Origin of the sequence: Kitasatospora herbaricolor, assembly GCF_030813695.1 — a bacterium.
GTDB lineage: Bacteria > Actinomycetota > Actinomycetes > Streptomycetales > Streptomycetaceae > Kitasatospora > Kitasatospora herbaricolor.
In genome coordinates, this window is sequence record NZ_JAUSVA010000002.1 from 5,721,191 (window position 1) to 5,739,079 (window position 17,889).

15 protein-coding genes and 1 tRNA gene are annotated in these 17,889 nt (G+C 73.3%); 7 read left to right on the forward strand and 9 right to left on the reverse strand.

The features are described from left to right. The first annotated feature begins 132 nt into the window (after positions 1 to 132). The 3 genes from J2S46_RS25375 (at position 133) to J2S46_RS25385 (ending at position 2,111) form a co-directional block, all read left to right on the forward strand. A complete protein-coding gene (locus J2S46_RS25375) occupies positions 133 to 573 on the forward strand; it encodes a molybdenum cofactor biosynthesis protein MoaE (RefSeq protein ID WP_229912598.1) in 441 nt (146 codons plus the stop codon). A gap of 218 nt (positions 574 to 791) precedes the next feature. Next, complete coding sequence (locus J2S46_RS25380) at positions 792 to 986, forward strand: hypothetical protein (protein WP_073926216.1); 195 nt, start codon at positions 792 to 794, stop codon at positions 984 to 986. Positions 987 to 1,028: 42 nt separating this feature from the next. Continuing rightward, positions 1,029 to 2,111, forward strand: a complete 1,083-nt coding sequence (locus tag J2S46_RS25385) for a YlbL family protein (RefSeq protein ID WP_191289427.1) — start codon at positions 1,029 to 1,031, stop codon at positions 2,109 to 2,111. Between the two features lie 88 nt (positions 2,112 to 2,199). Here J2S46_RS25385 and J2S46_RS25390 read toward each other — a convergent pair whose 3' ends face one another. After that, complete coding sequence (locus J2S46_RS25390; RefSeq protein ID WP_073926214.1) at positions 2,200 to 2,763, reverse strand: PPA1309 family protein; 564 nt, start codon at positions 2,761 to 2,763, stop codon at positions 2,200 to 2,202. Between the two features lie 195 nt (positions 2,764 to 2,958). On the opposite strand from J2S46_RS25390, the gene J2S46_RS25395 reads away from it, so the two are divergent. The 3 genes from J2S46_RS25395 (at position 2,959) to J2S46_RS25405 (ending at position 8,555) form a co-directional block, all read left to right on the forward strand. Further along, positions 2,959 to 5,904 carry a UPF0182 family membrane protein gene (locus J2S46_RS25395; protein ID WP_191289585.1) on the forward strand — a complete coding sequence of 982 codons (2,946 nt, stop codon included), beginning with the start codon at positions 2,959 to 2,961 and terminating at the stop codon, positions 5,902 to 5,904. 113 nt (positions 5,905 to 6,017) lie between these two features. Further along, positions 6,018 to 6,091: transfer RNA gene (locus tag J2S46_RS25400), tRNA-Met, on the forward strand. A gap of 478 nt (positions 6,092 to 6,569) precedes the next feature. Then, complete coding sequence (locus J2S46_RS25405) at positions 6,570 to 8,555, forward strand: tetratricopeptide repeat protein (RefSeq protein ID WP_191289428.1); 1,986 nt, start codon at positions 6,570 to 6,572, stop codon at positions 8,553 to 8,555. A 127-nt stretch (positions 8,556 to 8,682) separates the two neighbouring features. Here the strand turns inward: J2S46_RS25405 and J2S46_RS25410 are convergent, their stop codons facing one another. After that, positions 8,683 to 9,093 carry a Fur family transcriptional regulator gene (locus J2S46_RS25410; protein ID WP_191289429.1) on the reverse strand — a complete coding sequence of 137 codons (411 nt, stop codon included), beginning with the start codon at positions 9,091 to 9,093 and terminating at the stop codon, positions 8,683 to 8,685. Between the two features lie 123 nt (positions 9,094 to 9,216). Between J2S46_RS25410 and J2S46_RS25415 the strand changes: the two genes are divergently transcribed. Next, positions 9,217 to 10,695, forward strand: a complete 1,479-nt coding sequence (locus J2S46_RS25415) for a catalase (protein WP_191289430.1) — start codon at positions 9,217 to 9,219, stop codon at positions 10,693 to 10,695. 86 nt (positions 10,696 to 10,781) lie between these two features. Here the strand turns inward: J2S46_RS25415 and J2S46_RS25420 are convergent, their stop codons facing one another. From J2S46_RS25420 to J2S46_RS25450, 7 genes are all read right to left on the reverse strand, one after another. Further along, positions 10,782 to 11,132, reverse strand: a complete 351-nt coding sequence (locus J2S46_RS25420) for a DUF742 domain-containing protein (protein ID WP_191289431.1) — start codon at positions 11,130 to 11,132, stop codon at positions 10,782 to 10,784. Beyond that, on the reverse strand, positions 11,129 to 13,042 hold the full coding sequence (locus tag J2S46_RS25425; protein ID WP_191289432.1) for a sensor histidine kinase: 1,914 nt from the start codon (positions 13,040 to 13,042) through the stop codon (positions 11,129 to 11,131). Before J2S46_RS25425 ends, J2S46_RS25420 begins: the two co-directional genes overlap by 4 nt. 269 nt (positions 13,043 to 13,311) lie before the next feature. Further along, positions 13,312 to 14,109 carry a histidinol-phosphatase gene (gene hisN, locus J2S46_RS25430; RefSeq protein ID WP_191289433.1) on the reverse strand — a complete coding sequence of 266 codons (798 nt, stop codon included), beginning with the start codon at positions 14,107 to 14,109 and terminating at the stop codon, positions 13,312 to 13,314. Positions 14,110 to 14,212: 103 nt separating this feature from the next. After that, positions 14,213 to 14,536 (reverse strand): DMT family transporter, encoded by a 324-nt coding sequence (locus tag J2S46_RS25435; protein WP_073926207.1) that lies wholly within the window; start codon positions 14,534 to 14,536, stop codon positions 14,213 to 14,215. A gap of 167 nt (positions 14,537 to 14,703) precedes the next feature. Beyond that, positions 14,704 to 15,759 (reverse strand): ribosome small subunit-dependent GTPase A, encoded by a 1,056-nt coding sequence (gene rsgA, locus J2S46_RS25440; RefSeq protein ID WP_191289434.1) that lies wholly within the window; start codon positions 15,757 to 15,759, stop codon positions 14,704 to 14,706. A gap of 16 nt (positions 15,760 to 15,775) precedes the next feature. After that, positions 15,776 to 17,107: a 3-phosphoshikimate 1-carboxyvinyltransferase gene (gene aroA, locus J2S46_RS25445; protein ID WP_191289435.1), complete on the reverse strand. Its 1,332-nt coding sequence runs from the start codon at positions 17,105 to 17,107 to the stop codon at positions 15,776 to 15,778. Positions 17,108 to 17,147: 40 nt separating this feature from the next. Next, the gene (locus J2S46_RS25450) at positions 17,148 to 17,876 is read right to left on the reverse strand and encodes a M50 family metallopeptidase (protein ID WP_191289436.1); all 729 of its coding nucleotides are present in this window, start codon (positions 17,874 to 17,876) and stop codon (positions 17,148 to 17,150) included. Between the last annotated feature and the right edge of the window lie 13 nt (positions 17,877 to 17,889).

The following is a 17,889-nucleotide window of genomic DNA, read 5'->3' on the forward strand; positions in this document are numbered from 1 at the left end:
GCTTTCCCCGTGGATTCCCCGCCGCCCGGGGCGTCCGCCCGGGATCCCGGATTTTCTCACGATGCGAAATTTCGGAATCGTGATGCGGAAGGCCCTTGCCCAGGGTCGCCCCGGATGAGGAATCATGGGGGCATGTCCGAGAACCACGACCCCATCCGCCTGCTCGCGATCCGCGAGACCCCGCTCTCCCTCGACGAGGTGTACGAGGCGGTCGGTGACGACGCGGCCGGCGGGACCACCGTCTTCGTCGGGACGGTCCGTGACCACGACGGCGGCAAGTCGGTCGCCGCGCTGGAGTACAGCTGCCACCCGACGGCCGAGCAGGAGATGCGCCGGATCGCCGAGAAGGTCGTCGCGGACTTCCCCGTCCGGGCGCTCGCCGCGGTGCACCGGATCGGCCGGCTGGAGATCACCGACAAGGCCGTGATCGTCGCCGTCTCCTGCGCCCACCGGGGCGAGGCCTTCGCCGCCGCCCGCCGCCTGATCGACGACCTCAAGCACGAGGTGCCGATCTGGAAGCACCAGGTCTTCTCCGACGGCGAGGAGGAGTGGGTCGGCGCCGGCTCCTGCTGAGCGCCCGTCCGCGGCGGCTCCCCGCCCGGCACCGGCCCGCCCGTCCGCCGGTCCGGGCGTACCCGTCTCACTCGTTCGGCCGTGGCCTCCCGGCGGGCCTGAGGCCGCCTCCCGGGGCTGTGGGCGGGTTGTCGGTGCCGTAACCCGGATGGCGCCACGCCCGTTGTTCGTGTGGGTGGTTAATCTGCTCATAGACACGACGAGCTGGGAGTTCGGATATGGGTGCGCTCGCCTGGTTGATCATTCCCGCGGTCGCCGCGGTGCTTGCCTCGATGTGGGCGCTCTGGGCGGCCAGGGCCCCCAAATCCGCCGGTGATCCGGCCTCGCTGGCCGAGCACCAGCGCTTCCTGGCGGCGATGGAGCGCACCACGGCGGCCCCCGGCGCGGCTCCCACGGACGGCCTGGGCCGGTAGCCCGGCGGGCGCCCGGCCACCGGCGTCCCGTACTGTCGAGCCATGCCACGCCGCTCTGCGACGATGCTCGCCGCCACCCTGCTGCTGATAGCCCTGCTCTGCGTCTCCGTGCTCATGAAGGTGCCGTACACGGAGATGAGCCCCGGGCCGACGTACAACACGCTCGGTGTGCAGGACAAGACGGGCCGGCCGGTGATCACCATCACCGGTCACGAGTCGTACCCGACCACCGGCCACCTCAACATGACCACCGTCCAGGTGACCGGCGCCAAGTACGAGCCGAGCCTGGTCTCGGCGGTGGTCGGCTGGCTGCGCGGCGACGTCCTGGTGGTGCCGCACGAGAACGTGTACCCGCCCGGGCAGACCGACAAGGAGGCGCAGCAGCAGAACGCCGAGGAGTTCGCCTCCTCCGAGGACAGTGCCAAGACGGCCGCCCTCGGCGAGCTCGGCATCCCGATGGGCAGCGAGGTGATCGTCGCCTCGGTGGTGGCCGGCGGGCCCTCCGACGGCAAGCTGCACGCGGGCGACCGGATCGTCTCGGTGGACGGCACCGTGGTGACCGCGGACGACCAGGTGGCCAAGCTGGTCACCAAGCACAAGCCCGGCGAGAACGTGGTCTTCACGGTCGTCCCGCGCGGCAAGGACAGCACGGCGCCGGACCAGGGCCGGCCGACCGACGTCACCATCACCACGGCCAAGGCCTCCGACGGGGACCGCGCGATCGTCGGGATCGGCCCCGACACCAAGCACACCTACCCGTTCCAGATCGACATCGGCCTGCAGGACGTGGGCGGGCCGAGCGCCGGGCTGATGTTCTCGCTCGGGATCATCGACAAGCTGACCCCCGAGGACCTGACCGCCGGCAAGTTCGTGGCCGGCACCGGGACGATCACGGACGACGGCAAGGTCGGGCCGATCGGCGGCATCGCGATGAAGCTGATCGCCGCCCGCGACGCCGGCGCGCAGTACTTCTTCACCCCGGCCGACAACTGCGCCGAGGCCGCCGGGGCCACCCCGAGCGGGCTCACCCTGATCAAGGCGGAGACCCTGGACGGCGCGCTGAAGTCGCTGGAGCAGGTCCGCTCCGGGCAGACCGCGGCGCTGCCCTCCTGCGGCAAGGGCTGAGCCGCCGGGCCGACCCGGGCCGGACGGCCGTGCGGAGCCCGCACGGCCGTCCGGTCTGCTCCGGCCCGGTCTGCTCCGGCCCGTCCGGTCAGGCGAAGGTGGCCAGCAGCGCGTCGGTCAGGCCCGGTACCAGGTCGGGGCCGGTCAGCACCTCGCGCGCGACGTCCTTGGAGCGCAGTCGCAGCGCCGTCTCGCGCTTGCCGTCGCGCAGCACGGCGGCGGTGATCCGCACCTCCTCGCGCTTGGGGTGGTTGGCCACCCACTCGGCGAGCTGGGCCTCGGTGGCGTTCTTCGGGCGGCTCTGCTCGGCTCCCGGCGGGAGCATCAGGCGCTCGACCACCAGCGCGCAGCCGGCGATCATGTCGGGCCAGGCGATCGTCCCGAGGAACTTGTCCAGCTCCATGCCGGCCGGCAGCTCGTCCTGCTCGATCGGGGTGAGGCCGGGCTCGTCGGAGTCCGCCAGGCCGAGCTGCTTGGCCAGCTTGGGGTCGGCCTTGCGCAGCTGGGCGCTGTCCACCAGGGCGAACAGCCGGGCCGGGAGGTCCCAGCCGAGGGTGGAGGCGTACTCGTCGATCTCCAGCGCGGCCCTGGTCAGCGGGGTGGCGGCGGGGAGGCTGGAGACGTCGGACGGGGTGTTGGAAGCATCGGACATGTCTCAATCCTCACACGAGGCGAGCGGCCCCGGTGCCCGGCGCTCCCGGCCCGGCGGCGGCCCCCTGGCCCCGGCCCGGGGAACCGGTACCGAACCGACAGCAAAGCCTGGGAACTCAGGTAAAGACTGATTAAGTTGCATGGAGGACCGAACGATTCGAGACGACACAGCCGAGGTGCCACCGTGGTGTTCCAGATGCCCGACCGCTCAGGACCGGGCTTCCGGCCGAGAGTCGGCCCGCCCTCACGGCGCACCCGGGTGCTCCTGCTGACGGTGGGCGTGCTCGCGGTGCTGTTCCTGCTGTTCGTCATGTTCGCCGGGTTCTGGACGGACTGGCTCTGGTTCAAGTCCGTCAGCTACTCCTCGGTCTTCACCACCCAGCTGTGGACGAAGGTCGGGCTGTTCGCGGTCGTGGGCCTGCTGATGGCGCTGTTCGTCGGCGCCAACATCTGGCTGGCCCACCGGCTGCGCCCGCCGCTGTCCGCGATGTCGGTCGAGCAGCAGAGCCTGGACCGCTACCGGTCCGGGATCGCCCCGTTCAAGCGCTGGGCGCTGATCGGCGTCTCGCTGGTGGTCGGCCTGATCGCCGGCGCGGCCGCGTCCGGCCAGTGGCGCACCTGGCTGCTGTTCACCAACGGCACCTCCTTCGGGGTCAAGGACAGCCAGTTCAACCTGGACGTCTCCTTCTACGCCTTCGAGCTGCCGTTCTACGAGTTCGTGCTCGGCTTCGCCTTCAGCGCGGTGATCGTCGCGCTGCTGGCCTCCGTCCTGGTGCACTACCTGTACGGCGGCCTGCGGCTGCAGGGCCCGGGCCGGCGCGCCAGCGTCGGCGCGCAGGGGCACCTGGCGGTGCTGCTCGGCGTCTTCGTCCTGCTCAAGGCGGCGGCCTACTGGCTGGACCGGTACGCGCTGGCGGTCAAGACCGGCTCCTACAAGGGCGTGGACGGCTGGACCGGCCTGCGCTACGTCGACGCCAACGCCTTCCTGCCGGCCAAGACCATCCTGTTCTTCGTCGCGGTGATCTGCGCCGTGATGTTCTTCCTGACGCCGCTGCGCCGCACCTGGGTGCCGGCGCTGATCGGCTTCGGGCTGATGGCGCTCTCGGCGGTGCTGATCGGCGGCGTCTACCCGGCGATCGTGCAGCAGTTCCAGGTCAAGCCGAACGAGCAGGCCAAGGAGACGCCGTACATCCAGAAGAACATCGACGCCACCAGGCAGGCGTACGGCATCGCGGACAGCCAGACCCAGCCGTACACGCCGAAGGCCAGCACCACCGCGGACGCCCTGAAGCCGGACGCGCAGACCATCGCGGACATCCGGCTGCTGGACCCGAACGTGGTCTCGCCGACCTTCCAGTCGATCGAGCAGCAGCGGTCGTACTACGCCTTCCCGAGCACCCTGGACGTCGACCGCTACGGCAACGGCGCCGCCGCCCAGGACACCGTGATCGGCCTGCGCGAGCTGGACCTGAGCGGCGTCCAGGGCGACAAGCGGAACTGGATCAACGACCACTTCAAGTTCACTCACGGCTACGGCGCGGTCGCGGCCAAGGGCAACCAGGTCAACGACAAGGGCCAGCCGGTCTTCACCGAGTCGAGCCTGCCGGCCACCGGTTCGCTGGGCGAGTACCAGCAGCGGATCTACTACGGCGAGAAGACCGGCACCTACTCGATCGTCGGCGGCTCCAACCAGGAGATCGACTACACCACCGACTTCGGGGACAAGCTCTACCAGTACACCGGGGGCAGCGGTGTCTCGCTGAACAACCCGTTCACCCGGGCCGCGTACGCGGTGAAGTTCGCCGAGCCGCAGATCCTCTACGCGGGGGCGATCACCGACGGCGCCAAGGTGATCTACGACCGCACCCCCAAGGAGCGGGTCGAGAAGGTCGCGCCCTGGCTCTCCATCGACGCCGACCCGTACCCGGTGGTGCAGGACGGCAAGCTGGTCTGGGTGCTCGACGGCTACACCACCTCGGACGGCTACCCGTTCGCCTCGAAGACCACCCTGGGCGCGGTCACCAAGGACTCGCTGACCAACCAGCGCGGTGAGCTGCTGACCGCGGCCAACAAGGTCAACTACATCCGCAACTCGGTCAAGGCCACCGTGGACGCGTACACCGGCGAGGTGACGCTCTACCAGTGGGACGACGCCGACCCGGTGCTGAAGACCTGGATGAAGGCCTTCCCGGACACCGTCAAGCCGAGGGCGGACATCCCCAGCACCCTGATGCCGCACCTGCGCTACCCGCAGGACATGTTCAAGGTGCAGCGCGAGCTGCTCGGCCAGTACCACGTGACGGACGCCGGGTCCTTCTTCAACGGCACCGACATCTGGCAGATCCCGGTCGACCCGACCAGCGACACCAAGCAGGTCCAGCCGCCGTACTACCTGACCGTCCGGATGCCCGACCCGGCGGTGACCTCGGCGAGTTTCTCGCTGACCACCACCTTCGTGCCCAGCGGGCGGGAGAACCTGGCGGCCTTCATGGCGGTCAGCGCGGACCCGGGCCCCGAGTACGGCAAGATCCGCATCCTCAAGGTGCCGGGCGACAGCAAGACCCTCGGGCCGAACCTCGTCCAGTCCCAGTTCAACTCCCGGCCGGAGGTCGCCAACCAGCTGACGCTGCTGAAGAGCGGCGGGGACTCCCAGCTGGAGTACGGCAACCTGCTCACCCTGCCGGTCGGCGGCGGGCTGCTCAACGTGGAGCCGGTGTACGTCAAGGGCCGCGGCGCCAAGTACCCGGTGCTGCAGAAGGTGCTCGCGGTGTACGGCAACGACAACGTGGCGTTCGAGAACACCCTGGAGGAGGCGCTGAAGAAGGTCTTCGCCGGTGTCTCCACCGGGACGACCACGCCGCCCGCCACCACGCCGACGACGCCGACCACGCCGACGAACCCCACCACGCCGCCCGCCGCGGGCAGCAACGACCCGGTGGTGCAGAAGGCGCTGCAGGACGCCCAGAAGGCGATCACCGACAGCCAGGAGGCCCTGAAGGCCGGTGACTGGGTCAAGTACGGCCAGGCCCAGAAGGCCCTCCAGGACGCGGTGAGCGCGGCGATCGCCGCCGAGCAGAAGGCGGGTGCGCCCGCCGCCTCGCCGTCCCCGGCCGCGACCCCCTCGCCGGGGGCCACCCCGTAGCTCCGGGCCGGGCCGCGCGCAGTCGCGCGGAACGGGGCCGTGGACCGTGCCGGGCCGCCCGCCCGGTGCGATTCACGGCCCCGTCCGTGATCGTGCTAGAGTTCAACTACCGACGCGGGGTGGAGCAGCTCGGTAGCTCGCTGGGCTCATAACCCAGAGGTCGCAGGTTCAAATCCTGTCCCCGCTACAAAGGCCGAAGGCCCGGAGGATCTTTCCTCCGGGCCTTCGGTGTTGTGCGGCCGGAAGGGTGGCCGCCCGGGGGAGTCCCGGCCGGGCGCGGTCCCGGCGGCGGTGCCTTCGGTACCATCTAGCGTTGCTCGCCCGATCCGTCCCGGTCGGCCGGGCGGGAGATCTGTCCGGGTGTCGCCAAGGGTGCCGACCAACGCCGGCCGCCGGTGCGGCCCCGCCGCCGTTCGGTGGCGAACACTCACCATCGGGGCCCTGGTGGGGGTTTGTGAGGCTGAAGTGTCGGGAAATCGACAAAGCACTGAAGCAATCCCGCCGGCTTCGGCCCGCACCACCAAATTTGGCCGGGGCAGGTGTACGCGGGTTGCGGGTGATGCGACGATGGAGCACATGGGGTACGGGGCACGGCCGTTGACCGGCCGTCGGCTCCGATCTGCCCCCGGCAGATGCCGCGACACTCTGGGGGAGCGGGAGTCGGCATGAAGCTGATCGGAAAGAACGGACCAGGGAGCAAGCCCGTCACGGCCGAACCGGACACCGAGGGCTGGGCGCAGAGCCCCGACCCCGAGGGCGCGGAAGGCCTGCCGGGGGCTCTGCCGGCCCAGCGCACCAGCGGCCTGGCGGATCGCCGACCGTCGGCCGGCTACGGCCCCGACAGCCTCGTCCACGTCTCCGCCCAGCAGTTCGCCGCCGGCATCGGCCCCTACGCCGGCCGCGCGGACGCGCCCGGCGGCGAGGACCCGGACCAGGACGGCGCCGGCCTCGACGGTGCCACCTTCGAGCGCGCCCTCGCGGCCCGCGAGCAGGCCGCGCTGGAGAGCCGGCACCGGCAGGCCGCCGACGAGGGTGACACCGACGCCGCCAGCCGGCTCGGCGCGCTGCTGCTGCGCCGCGGAGACCTGGAGGACGCCGAGCCGTACCTGCGCGCCGCCGCCGCGGCCGGGGTGCGCGCCGCCGCCAACAACCTCGGCGTGCTGCTGCACCAGCAGGGCCACCGGGCCGAGGCCGCCCAGTGGTGGCGGCAGGCCGCCGTGGCCGGCAGCGCCCCCGCCGCGCACGCGCTCGGCCTGCAGCTGCGCGACCAGGGCGAGGAGGAGGCCGCCGAGTACTGGCTGCACTTCGCCGCCGACCACGGGCACCCGCTGGGGGCGTACGCGCTGGGCGACCTGATGGAGCACCGGCGCGACGTGCGCGCCGAGCGCTGGTTCAAGGTGTCCGCCGACGCCGGTCACCGGGAGGCCGCCTACCGGCTCGCCCGGATGCGCGAGGCGGCCGGGGACAAGGACACCGCCGAGACCTGGTACCGCACCGCCGCCGCCCGCAGCCACGCCCGCGCCTCGCTGCGCCTGGGCGTGCTGCTGGAGGAGCGCGCCCAGGGCGACCCGGCACTGATGGAGGAGGCGGCGCGCTGGTACCGCCAGTCCGCGCAGAACGGCGAGCCCCGGGCGGCCTGCGCGCTGGGCTTCCTGATGCGCGACTCCGGCGACCTGACGGCCGCCGCCGAGTGGTGGCAGGAGGCGGCCGAGGCCGGTGACGGCAACGCCGCCAACGCGCTCGGCGCGCTGCACGCGGGCCGCGGGGAGGCCGCCGTCGCCGAGCACTGGTACCGGGCGGCGCTGGACGCCGGCGACCAGAACGGCGCCTTCAACCTCGGGCTGCTCTGCGCCGGCGCCGGCCGCGACCAGCAGGCCGAGCAGTGGTACCGGCGGGCCGCCTACGCCGGCCACCGGGAGGCCTGCAACGCGCTGGCCGTCGTCCTGCTGCAGCGCGGCGACGAGTCCGGCGCCGAGCCGTGGTTCTCCAAGGCCGCGGAGGCGGGCAGTGTGGACGGCGCCTTCAACCTCGGCGTGCTGCACGCCGGGCGCGGGGAGCACCAGCAGGCGCACGAGTGGTACGCGCGCGCCGCCGCGGAGGGGCACGGCGAGGCCGCCCTCCAGCTGGCGGTCGTCCAGGAGCAGCGCGGCAACCTGCCGGGCGCCCTGGAGCGCTACCGCCAGGCGGCCGGCGGCGGTTCGGCCGAGGGCTGCTTCCGGCTGGCCTCGCTGCTGGACCGGCGCGGCGACGCCGACACCGAGGCCGAGCACTGGTACGCGGTCGCGGCCGACGCGGGTCACCGCCGGGCGCAGGTCCGGATGGGCGTGCGGGCCGCCGAGCGCGGCGCGCTGGAGATCGCGGAGAGCTGGTACCGCCGGGCGGCCGAGGCCGGCAGCCGTAGCGCGGCCTTCAATCTGGGCCTGCTGCTGGCCCGTCAGGACAGCGAGGCCGAGGCGATGCTCTGGTACACCCGGGCGGCCGACGCCGGCCACGGGCGGGCCGCGCTGCGCCTGGCCCTGCTGGCACTGCGGCGCGGGGAGCCGGTCCAGGCGGAGAACTGGTGCCGGCGGGCGGCGGACTACGGTCCGGCCGAGGTGGCCGAGCGGGCGGGCCGGCTGCTCGGCGCGCTGCACGCCGAACTCAGCGCCTGAGCGGGCGGGCCCGATCGCGCCGGGCCCGGGGCGGGCCCGGCGCGGGCCGCAGGGGTGAACGCCCGTTGCGGCCGACGGCGGTGGGGTCGGGGTGCCGGGGCCGCCGGCCGCCCCGGCGGGCGGCCGGCTAGCGACAGTCGGGACAGAGCCCGCGGTAGGTGACCTCGGCGCCCGAGAGGGTGAAGCCGAAGCGCTGGTCGGCGGGGAGCGCGGCGATCGGGTCGCCCAGCGGGTGGACGTCGCGGATGGCGCCGCAGCCCGAGCAGATCAGGTGCTGGTGGGCGCGGTGGGCGTTCGGGTCGTACCGCTTGGCACGCCCGTCGGTGGCGACCTCCAGGACCTCGCCGAGGATCACGAGTTCGCCGAGCGTGTTGTAGACGGTCGCCCGGGAGATCTCGGGCAGCCGGGAGACGGCGCGGGCGTGCACCTCGTCGGCGGTGAGGTGGACGTGGTCGCCGTCGAGCACCTCGGCCACGACCCGCCGCTGTGCGGTCAGGCGCCAGCCGCGCATCCGGAGTCGTTCCAGCAGGTCACTCATGCGGCCAGGGTAGCAAGGGCCGTCTTCCTTCGGAACGGCTCCGGACTTCGGATGAGTATTGACTTGGACAAAGTCCAAGCTAGGCTGAGGCTCCTCACGACCGGATGACGCGGAGGTCTCCCCATGACTGCCCAGGACGAGCTGCGGCCCACGCTGACCACGGAGGCGGGCGCGCCCGTGGCCGACAATCAGAACACCGAGACCGCGGGCGCGGGCGGCCCCGCCCTGATACAGGACCAGCTGCTCTTCGAGAAGCTCGCGCACTTCAACCGCGAGCGCATCCCGGAGCGCGTGGTGCACGCCCGCGGCGCCGCCGCCTACGGCACCTTCACGGTGACCGGCGACGTGACCGCGTACACCCGGGCGGCCTTCCTGTCCGAGGTGGGCAAGGAGACCGAGACCTTCCTGCGCTTCTCGACCGTCGCCGGCAACCTCGGCTCCGCCGACGCCGTCCGCGACCCGCGCGGCTTCGCGCTGAAGTTCTACACCGAGGACGGCAACTACGACCTGGTCGGGAACAACACCCCGGTGTTCTTCATCAAGGACGCCGTCAAGTTCCCGGACTTCATCCACACCCAGAAGCGCGACCCGTACACCGGCTCGCAGGAGGCCGACAACGTCTGGGACTTCTGGGGCCTCTCGCCCGAGGCGACCCACCAGGTCACCTGGCTCTTCGGCGACCGCGGCATCCCCGCCTCCTACCGCCACCTGGACGGCTTCGGCTCGCACACCTACCAGTGGCAGAACGAGGCCGGCGAGCACTTCTGGGTGAAGTACCACTTCAAGACCGATCAGGGCATCAAGAACCTCACCAGCGAGGAGGCCGCCGTCCTCGCTGGCACCGACCCCGACTCGCACCAGCGCGACCTGCGCGAGTCGATCGAGCGCGGCGAGTTCCCGAGCTGGACGGTCAGCGTCCAGATCATGCCGGCCGCCGACGCCGCGACGTACCGCTTCAACCCCTTCGACCTGACCAAGGTCTGGCCGCACGCGGACTACCCGCTGGTCGAGTTCGGCAAGCTGGAGCTCAACCGCAACCCCGACAACGTCTTCGCCGAGGTCGAGCAGTCGATCTTCTCGCCCTCGCACTTCGTGCCCGGCATCGGCCCGTCCCCGGACAAGATGCTCCAGGGCCGCCTGTTCGCGTACGCGGACGCCCACCGCTACCGGGTCGGGATCAACGCCGACCACCTGCCGGTGAACCGCCCGCACGCCACCGAGGCGCTCACCAACGGCCGCGACGGCCACCTGTACGACGGCCGCCACGGCCGCCGCAAGAACTACGAGCCGAACACCTTCGGCGGCCCGGTGCAGACCGGCCGTCCGCTCTGGGCCGCGACCGCCGTCACCGGCACGACCGGCAACCACGAGGCGCCCTCGCACAGCGAGGACGACGACTTCGTGCAGGCCGGCAACCTCTACCGGCTGTTCGGCGAGGACGAGAAGACCCGCCTGATCGACAACCTGGCCGGCTTCATCGCCAAGGTCTCCGCCGACCGCGACGACATCGTCGAGCGGGCCGTCGAGAACTTCCGCCGGGCCGACGCCGACTACGGCCGGCGCCTGGAGACGGCGGTCCGCGAGCTGCGCAAGCAGAAGTGACCGCCCCCTGAACAGCGGGCCCCGGGGACAGTTGCCACCACGCTGCCCGGGGCCCGCACCCACGACCGGGTCCGGCCGCCGCCCGGTCAGAGCCTGAGCAGCCCGTCCCGGATCCGCTCCAGCAGGGCCACCGACGGGTTCTCCGGCCCGTCCTGGTGGACCCGGACGTAGCGCTCCGCCGCCAGGTCCGCCACCAGCACCCGGGCCACCCCGAGCGGGGTCGGCAGCAGCGCCGCCAGCTCGGCCACCGAGCGGGGGTACTGGCAGAGTTCGACGATCCGGTGCCGTTCGAAGCCGAGCGGCGCGGTCAGCGCCGACGGCGGGGCCGACACCAGGGTCTCCAGCCGCAGCTCACCGGTGACCGGGCTGGTCCGGCCGCCGGAGACGATGAACGGGCGGACCACCTCCCCGGTCTCGTACTCGTCCGCGGTCGTCACAGCGCCTCACCGACCAGCACGGGCCGGGCCGCCGGGGCCAGCAGCGCGCCCGGCAGCAGCACCGTCGCCGTCACGCCGTGCACCGGCGAGGGGGTCAGCCGGACCTCCGCGCCGAGCCGGACGGAGAGCCGGCCGACCACGTAGTGCCCGAGCAGCCCCGAGCTGCCCACCAGGAAGCTCTCCTGCCCCGCGAGACGGGCGTTGGCCCGCTCCAGCCCGGCCTCGGTCAGGCCGGTCCCGTGGTCGACGACGGCGACCAGGTACCCGGTGCCGGTGAGCCGCGCGAAGACCTCGACGTCGGTGTCAGGCGCGGAGGCGGCCAGCGCGTTCTCGATCAGCTCGGCCAGCAGGTGCGCCACCTCGGCGACCGCCCCGCCGTCCAGCAGCGCCTCGTCCACCCGGCGGAGCACCACCCGCCGGTAGTCCTCCACCTCGCCGAGCGCGGCCCGGACGACGTCGCCCATGCCGACCGGCCGGGCCCAGCGGCGCGGGCTGGGCTCGCCGACCAGGACGAGGACGCTCTCGGCGTTGCGCCGCATCCGGGTCGCCAGGTGGTCCAGCTCGAACAGGTTGGCCAGCACGCCCGGGTCGTGCTCGGTGCGCTCCAGGCCGGAGAGGAAGCCGAGCTGACGGGTCACCAGGGCCTGGTTGCGTCGGCCCAGGCCGGCCAGGGAGCGGGTGCTGTTGCGCTGAAGGACGGACTGCTCCACGGCGAGCCGCACGGCCGTCCCCGCCAGCCGGTCCAGCGCGGCGCCGACCTCGGCCAGCTCCGCCGCCCGGCCGGGGCGCTCAGGGGCCGGCAGGACGGCGACCTCGGCGAGGTCCTGGTCGGGGCCGGCGCCCTGGATCCGCGCGACCGCGTCCGGCAGCACCCGGTCGGCGAGCCGGCCGGCCTCGGCGGCCAGCGCGGCCAGCGGGCGGGTGATCGAGCGGGTGGCGGCCAGGCCGAGGGCGCCGGCGCCGAGCACCGCGGCCAGCGCCAGCACGAGGTCCAGCACGAGGGAGCGCAGGGCCGCCGAGCGCAGCTCGTCCGCCCGGTCCAGGCTCTCCTGCGCCGCCTGCGCCCCGACCTGCTGCAGGTCGTCGACGAGGGTGCTCGCGGCCCGCCACCAGTCGGCCGGGGTCACCGGCAGGCGGTCGGCGGCGAAGCCGGCCAGGGCCTGCTGCTCCATCCCGGCGACGGAGACCGCGGCCGGGGTCCGCAGGGCGGCGTCCAGCGCGCTCGTCCGGGCCGCCGTGGCGGTGCGCGGCACCTGCGCCAGGGCGGCGTTCCTCACCGCCGTGATCCGGACGAACGACGGGTAGTCGGCGCCCTTGAACGAGCCGGACGCCAGGACCCCGTTGAGGGTGCCGCGCTCCAGCGCCGCCGCCTCGGTGGCGTCGGTCAGCGCCCGCAGGGTGGTCAGCGAGGCCTGCAGCCGGTCGTCGCCCGAGGCACCGAGGCCGGCGAAGGCCGCCGAGGTGAGACCGGTGATCGCGTCGGTGAAGAAGCCGAGCGCGTCGGCCCGGGTCGCGGTCCCGGTGTCGGCCCGCCCGCGCAGCTCGGCGAGCCGGGCGAGGCCGGACAGCGCGGACCGGACGGCGTCGGCGCCGGGCGGTCCGGCGGCCAGCCGCTGGTCCAGCGTCCGGCGGGCCTGGTCGGCGCCGGCCCGCCGGCCGCCGAGCTGGGCGCGGAAGCTCTCGTCGCCGCCGAGCAGACCGGCGGTCAGCCCGCGTTCGAGCTGGAGCTGGTGCACCAGGCTCTCGGTGGTGACGGCGAGCGCCACCCGGTCGCTGCTGCGGCCGGCCTCGGCGTACCGGGTGGCCTGTCCGGCGGTGCCGAGTGACGCCAGCACCACCAGGGCCCCGGTGGGCAGGGCGAGCAGCAGGGCGAGCCGGTGGCGGATGGTGCGGATGCGGAACGTACGCACGTCGGGGTTCCCCTAGGCGGGCGGCCCGGCGGGGTGGGCGCACGGGGGAGTGGGGCGCGGCTGCGGTACCGGCCTTGACCCGTCGAGCCTAGGGGGCGCTGATTGCCGCCGGGTTGCCGTGAACCCCGCACTGCCCGGCGGCAGTTGATGAGCAGTCGGCAATCCGGCCGACCAGCCGTCGAAACACGTTCGTCAGACGCCGAGCCTGGCCCGTCCGTTCGGACGCCCGCGCAGAGCGTCCGCTCGGACGCCGAGCCGGGCCCGTCCGCTCAGACGCCGAGCCGGCGCAGGGCCTCGTCGTGCAGGATGCCGTTGGAGGCCACCGCGTCCGCGCCGCCGGGGCCGGGTACGCCGTCCAGGCCGGTGAAGCGGCCGCCCGCCTCCTGTACCACGATGCAGGGCGCGGCCATGTCCCACAGGCTGAGCTCGGGTTCGGCGGCGATGTCCACCGAGCCCTCGGCGACCATCATGTACGACCAGAAGTCCCCGTACGCGCGGGTGCGCCAGCAGGCCCGGGTGAGGTCCAGGAACGGGTCGAGGCGGCCGCGCTCCTCCCAGCCGCTGAGCGAGGAGTAGGAGAACGAGGCGTCCGACAGCCGGGAGACGCCGGAGACGTGGATCCGGGAGGCCTTGGCCAGGCTGCGCCCGGCGTAGGCACCGAGGCCCTCGGCCGCCCACCAGCGGCGGTTCAGCGCGGGGGCCGAGACCATGCCGACGACCGGCCGCTCCTCGCCGTCGGCGCCGGTCTCCAGCAGGGCGATCAGGGTGGCCCAGACCGGGACGCCGCGGATGTAGTTCTTGGTGCCGTCGATCGGGTCGATCACCCAGCGGCGGGGGCCGGAGCCCTGCATGCCGAACTCCTCGCCGAACACCGCGTCGCGCGGCCGGGCCCGCTGGAGCACGCCCCGGATTAGCTCCTCGGCGGCCTTGTCGGCGTCGCTGACCGGGGTCAGGTCCGGCTTCGTCTCGATCTTGAGGTCGAGCGCCCGGAAGCGCTCCAGGGTGATCGAGTCGGCCGAGTCGGCGAGGACGTGGGCGAGGCGGAGATCGTCGTGGTAATCGGCCATGGTCGAAACAGTAGCGAGGTGCCCGGCTTCCCGACAGTCGGGCCCGGTCGTCGGACGACCGTGTCGTGCGGCGGCCGCGCCGGTGGCCGCACGGCGGGCCGGATCAGTGCCCGCTGCCGCTCAGCTGCAGGCCGACGACGCCGGCGATCACCAGGCTGATCGAGACCAGTTTGAGGGTGGAGGAGGACTCTTCGAGGAACACCATGCCGTAGATCGCGGTGCCGGCCGCGCCGATGCCGGTCCAGACCGCGTAGGCGCTGCCCACCGGCAGGCTCTTCAGGGAGAGCGTGAGGAGTCCGAAGCTGCCGAGGGCGAAGGCGCAGAAGCCGATGGTGGGCCAGAGCTTGGTGAAGCCATCGCTGAGTTTCAGGTTGATCGCGAAACCTGTCTCCAGCAGGCCGGCGAGGATCACCAAGGCCCATGCCATCGCGCTGACTCCCTGTCGATCGACGGGTCGGGCCGGTGCGGCCGACTTTCCTATGATCACCAGAGCGGGCCGCTCCGACACCTCGCGGCGCACCGCAATCCGGGACGGGATCGGCTCCCGGGGGTGCGGGGCCCGCACCGGGCGGGCGGACCCCGGGTGACCGCCGGTCAGTCGCCGTCCCGGGTGTCCTTGGCGGAGAGCAGCCGGCGCAGCGAGTACAGCCGGGCCTGGTCGGCGTGGCCGTCCGCGACCCAGGCGTCCAGCGCGCAGTCCTTCTCGTCGTGGCTGCAGGCCCGCGGGCAGTCCACGGTGCCCGGCTCCAGGTCGGGGAAGGCGAGGATCACCCGCGAGGGGTCGATGTGCGAGAGCCCGAAGGAGCGGAAGCCCGGCGTGTCGATCACCCAGCCCGGGTCCAGCGCCTTCTTCGAGCCCGGCTTCACACCGGGCGGCGGCGGCAGCCGCAGGGCCAGCGCGGAGACGGTGGTGTGCCGGCCGCGGCCGGTCACCGCGTTGACCACGCCGGTGCTCCGCTGGTGCAGCGGGACGAGGGCGTTGACCAGGGTGGTCTTGCCCACCCCGGAGTGGCCGATGAAGACCGTCGACCGGCCGCGCAGGTGGGCGCGGACCGCCTCGGCGCCCTCGGTGGCCAGCTCGTCCCGCCGGGTCACCACGTAGGTGATGCCGAGCGGCGCGTACGACTCCAGCAGCGGTTCGGCCGGCGCCAGGTCGGACTTGGTGAGCACCAGGATCGGCTCCATGCCGGCGTCGTAGGCCGCCACCAGGCAGCGGTCGATCAGCCGGGGCCGGGGCTCCGGGTCGGCCAGCGCAGTGACGATGGCCAGCTGCTGGGCGTTGGCGACCACGATCCGCTCGTACGGGTCGTCGTCGTCGGCGGTGCGCCGCAGCACCGAGGTGCGCTCCTCCACCCGGACGATCCGGGCCAGGGTGTCCGGCTCGCCGGAGAGGTCGCCGACGATGTTGACGACGTCGCCGACCACCACGCCCTTGCGGCCCAGCTCGCGGGCCTTCATCGCGACGATCTCGCGCTCGTTCTTCGTCCCCGCGTCGACCAGGCAGGTCAGCCGGCCGCGGTCGACGGTGAGGATCATCCCTTCAGCGGCGTCGTCGTGCGTGGGGCGGATCCGGGTCCGTGGCCGGGAACCCTTGCGGCCCGGGCGGTTGCGGATGTCGTCCTCGTCGGCGTCCTTGCCGTAGCGGCGCATGTGCTCAAGTCTCCGCTCAGGCCCTCGCCGCCGCCCCCGCGAGGAGGTCCCGCCACATCTGCGGGAAGTCCGGCAGGGTCTTCGCCGTGGTGGCGATGTTCTCCACCTCCACCCCCTCGACGGCCAGGCCGACCACGGCGGCGGCGGTGGCCAGCCGGTGGTCCTCGTAGGTGTGGAAGACACCGCCGTGCAGGGGGCGCGGGCGGATCCGCAGGCCGTCCTCGGTCTCCGTGACGTCGCCGCCGAGGTCGTTCAGCTCCTTGACGAGCGCGGCCAGGCGGTCGGTCTCGTGCAGGCGCAGGTGGGCGATGCCGTACAGGTGGGACTCGGAGTCGGCCAGCGCCGCCACCGCCGCGATCACCGGGGTCAGCTCGCCGACGTCGTGCAGATCGGCCTCGATGCCGCGGATCCGGCCGGTGCCGGTGAACTCCAGGCCCTCCTCGGTGAACCGGTAGCTGCCGCCCATCTGCGTGTAGATCTCGCGCAGCTGGTCGCCCGGCTGGGTGGTGTGGGCCGGCCAGTCGCGGACGGTCACCCGGCCGCCGGTCACCAGCGCGGCGGCGAAGAACGGTGCGGCGTTGGAGAGGTCCGGCTCGACCACCATGTCGCGGCCGAGCAGCGCGCCGGGGGTGACCCGCCAGACGTCCTTCTCGCCGCCGTCCTCGGGGGCGTCGACCTGCACGCCGGCCAGCCGCAGCATCTCCACCGTCATCCGGATGTGCGGCAGCGAGGGCACCGGGCCGCCGACGTGCCGCACCTCCACGCCCTGGTTGTAGCGGGCGCCGGAGAGCAGCAGCGCGGACACGAACTGGGAGGAGGACGAGGCGTCCAGCTCGACCGGCCCGCCGTCCAGCGCGCCCGAGCCGTGCACGGTCAGCGGGAACGACCCGCGGCCGCCGTCGTCGATCCGGGCTCCCAGGGCGCGCAGCGCGTTGATCACGCCGTGCTGGGGGCGCTCGTAGGAGCGCGGGTCGCCGTCGAAGTGCACCGGGCCGTCGGCCAGTACCGCGAGCGGCGGCAGGAAGCGCATCACGGTACCGGCGTTGCCCACGTCGATCCGGGCCGGGCCGCGCAGCACGGGTGCCGGGATGACCCGCCAGGCCTCCCCGCCGCCGCTGCCGCCGGTCGCGTTGTTGACCGTCTCCTCGATGCCGACGCCGAGCGCCCGCAGGCCGTCGGCCATCAGCTGGGAGTCGCGACTGCGCAGCGGGCGGCGCACCCAGCCGGGCTCGCCGGCCAGCGCGGCCAGCAGCAGCGCTCGGTTGGTGACCGACTTGGAGCCGGGGATGGTCACGGTCGCGTCAACGGCGGTGGTCGCGACGGGGGCGGGCCACAGGGTGTCGGTCATAGGGGCCAGTTTAGGGGCCGTACGGGGAGGGCCCTCGCGCCTACCCGAATGGCGGGACGGGCCCGACCAGCCAGCTGCCGCCCAGGCCCAGGCAGGCGAGGGCCACCACCAGGAAGACGGTCACCCAGACGAGCGCGGCGACGCCGGTCAGCCGGGCCAGTTGGTCCGCGTCCGAGTCGCGCGCGCCGCCGTGCCGGCGCTTGCGCTGCAGCTCGGCGACCGGCCGGACCCCGCCGAGCAGCAGGAACCAGACGCCCAGGTAGGCGAAGGCGCCCTGCAACTCGCTGCTGCCGTACCAGGAGACCAGGAAGAAGGCGGCGCCGGTGACGATCACCGAGAGCAGCCCGAAGGCGTTCCTGATCATGATCAGCAGGCCGGCCAGCAGGGCGATCGAGATCCACAGCAGCGCGGTGGTGTGGCCGGCCGCCAGCAGCGCGGCGCCGCCGAGGCCCAGCAGCGAGGGCGCGGTGTAGCCGGCCGCGGCGGTGAGGATCATGCCGGGACCGGTGGGCTTCCCGGAGGACACGGTGAGGCCCGAGGTGTCCGAGTGCAGCCGGATGCCGGAGAGCCGGCGGCCGGTGAGCAGCGCGGTCAGGCCGTGGCCGCCCTCGTGCGCGATGGTCACCACGTTGCGGGTGATCCGCCAGAGCGGCTGCGGGAGCACCGCGAGCAGGGCCAGGCCGGCGCTGCCGAGCGCGATCCACTGCGGCGGGGCGGGCTGGGTGCCGAGGACGCGGTCCCACACCTCGGCGATGCTGTGTCCGTCCATGCCTGCGGGTCTC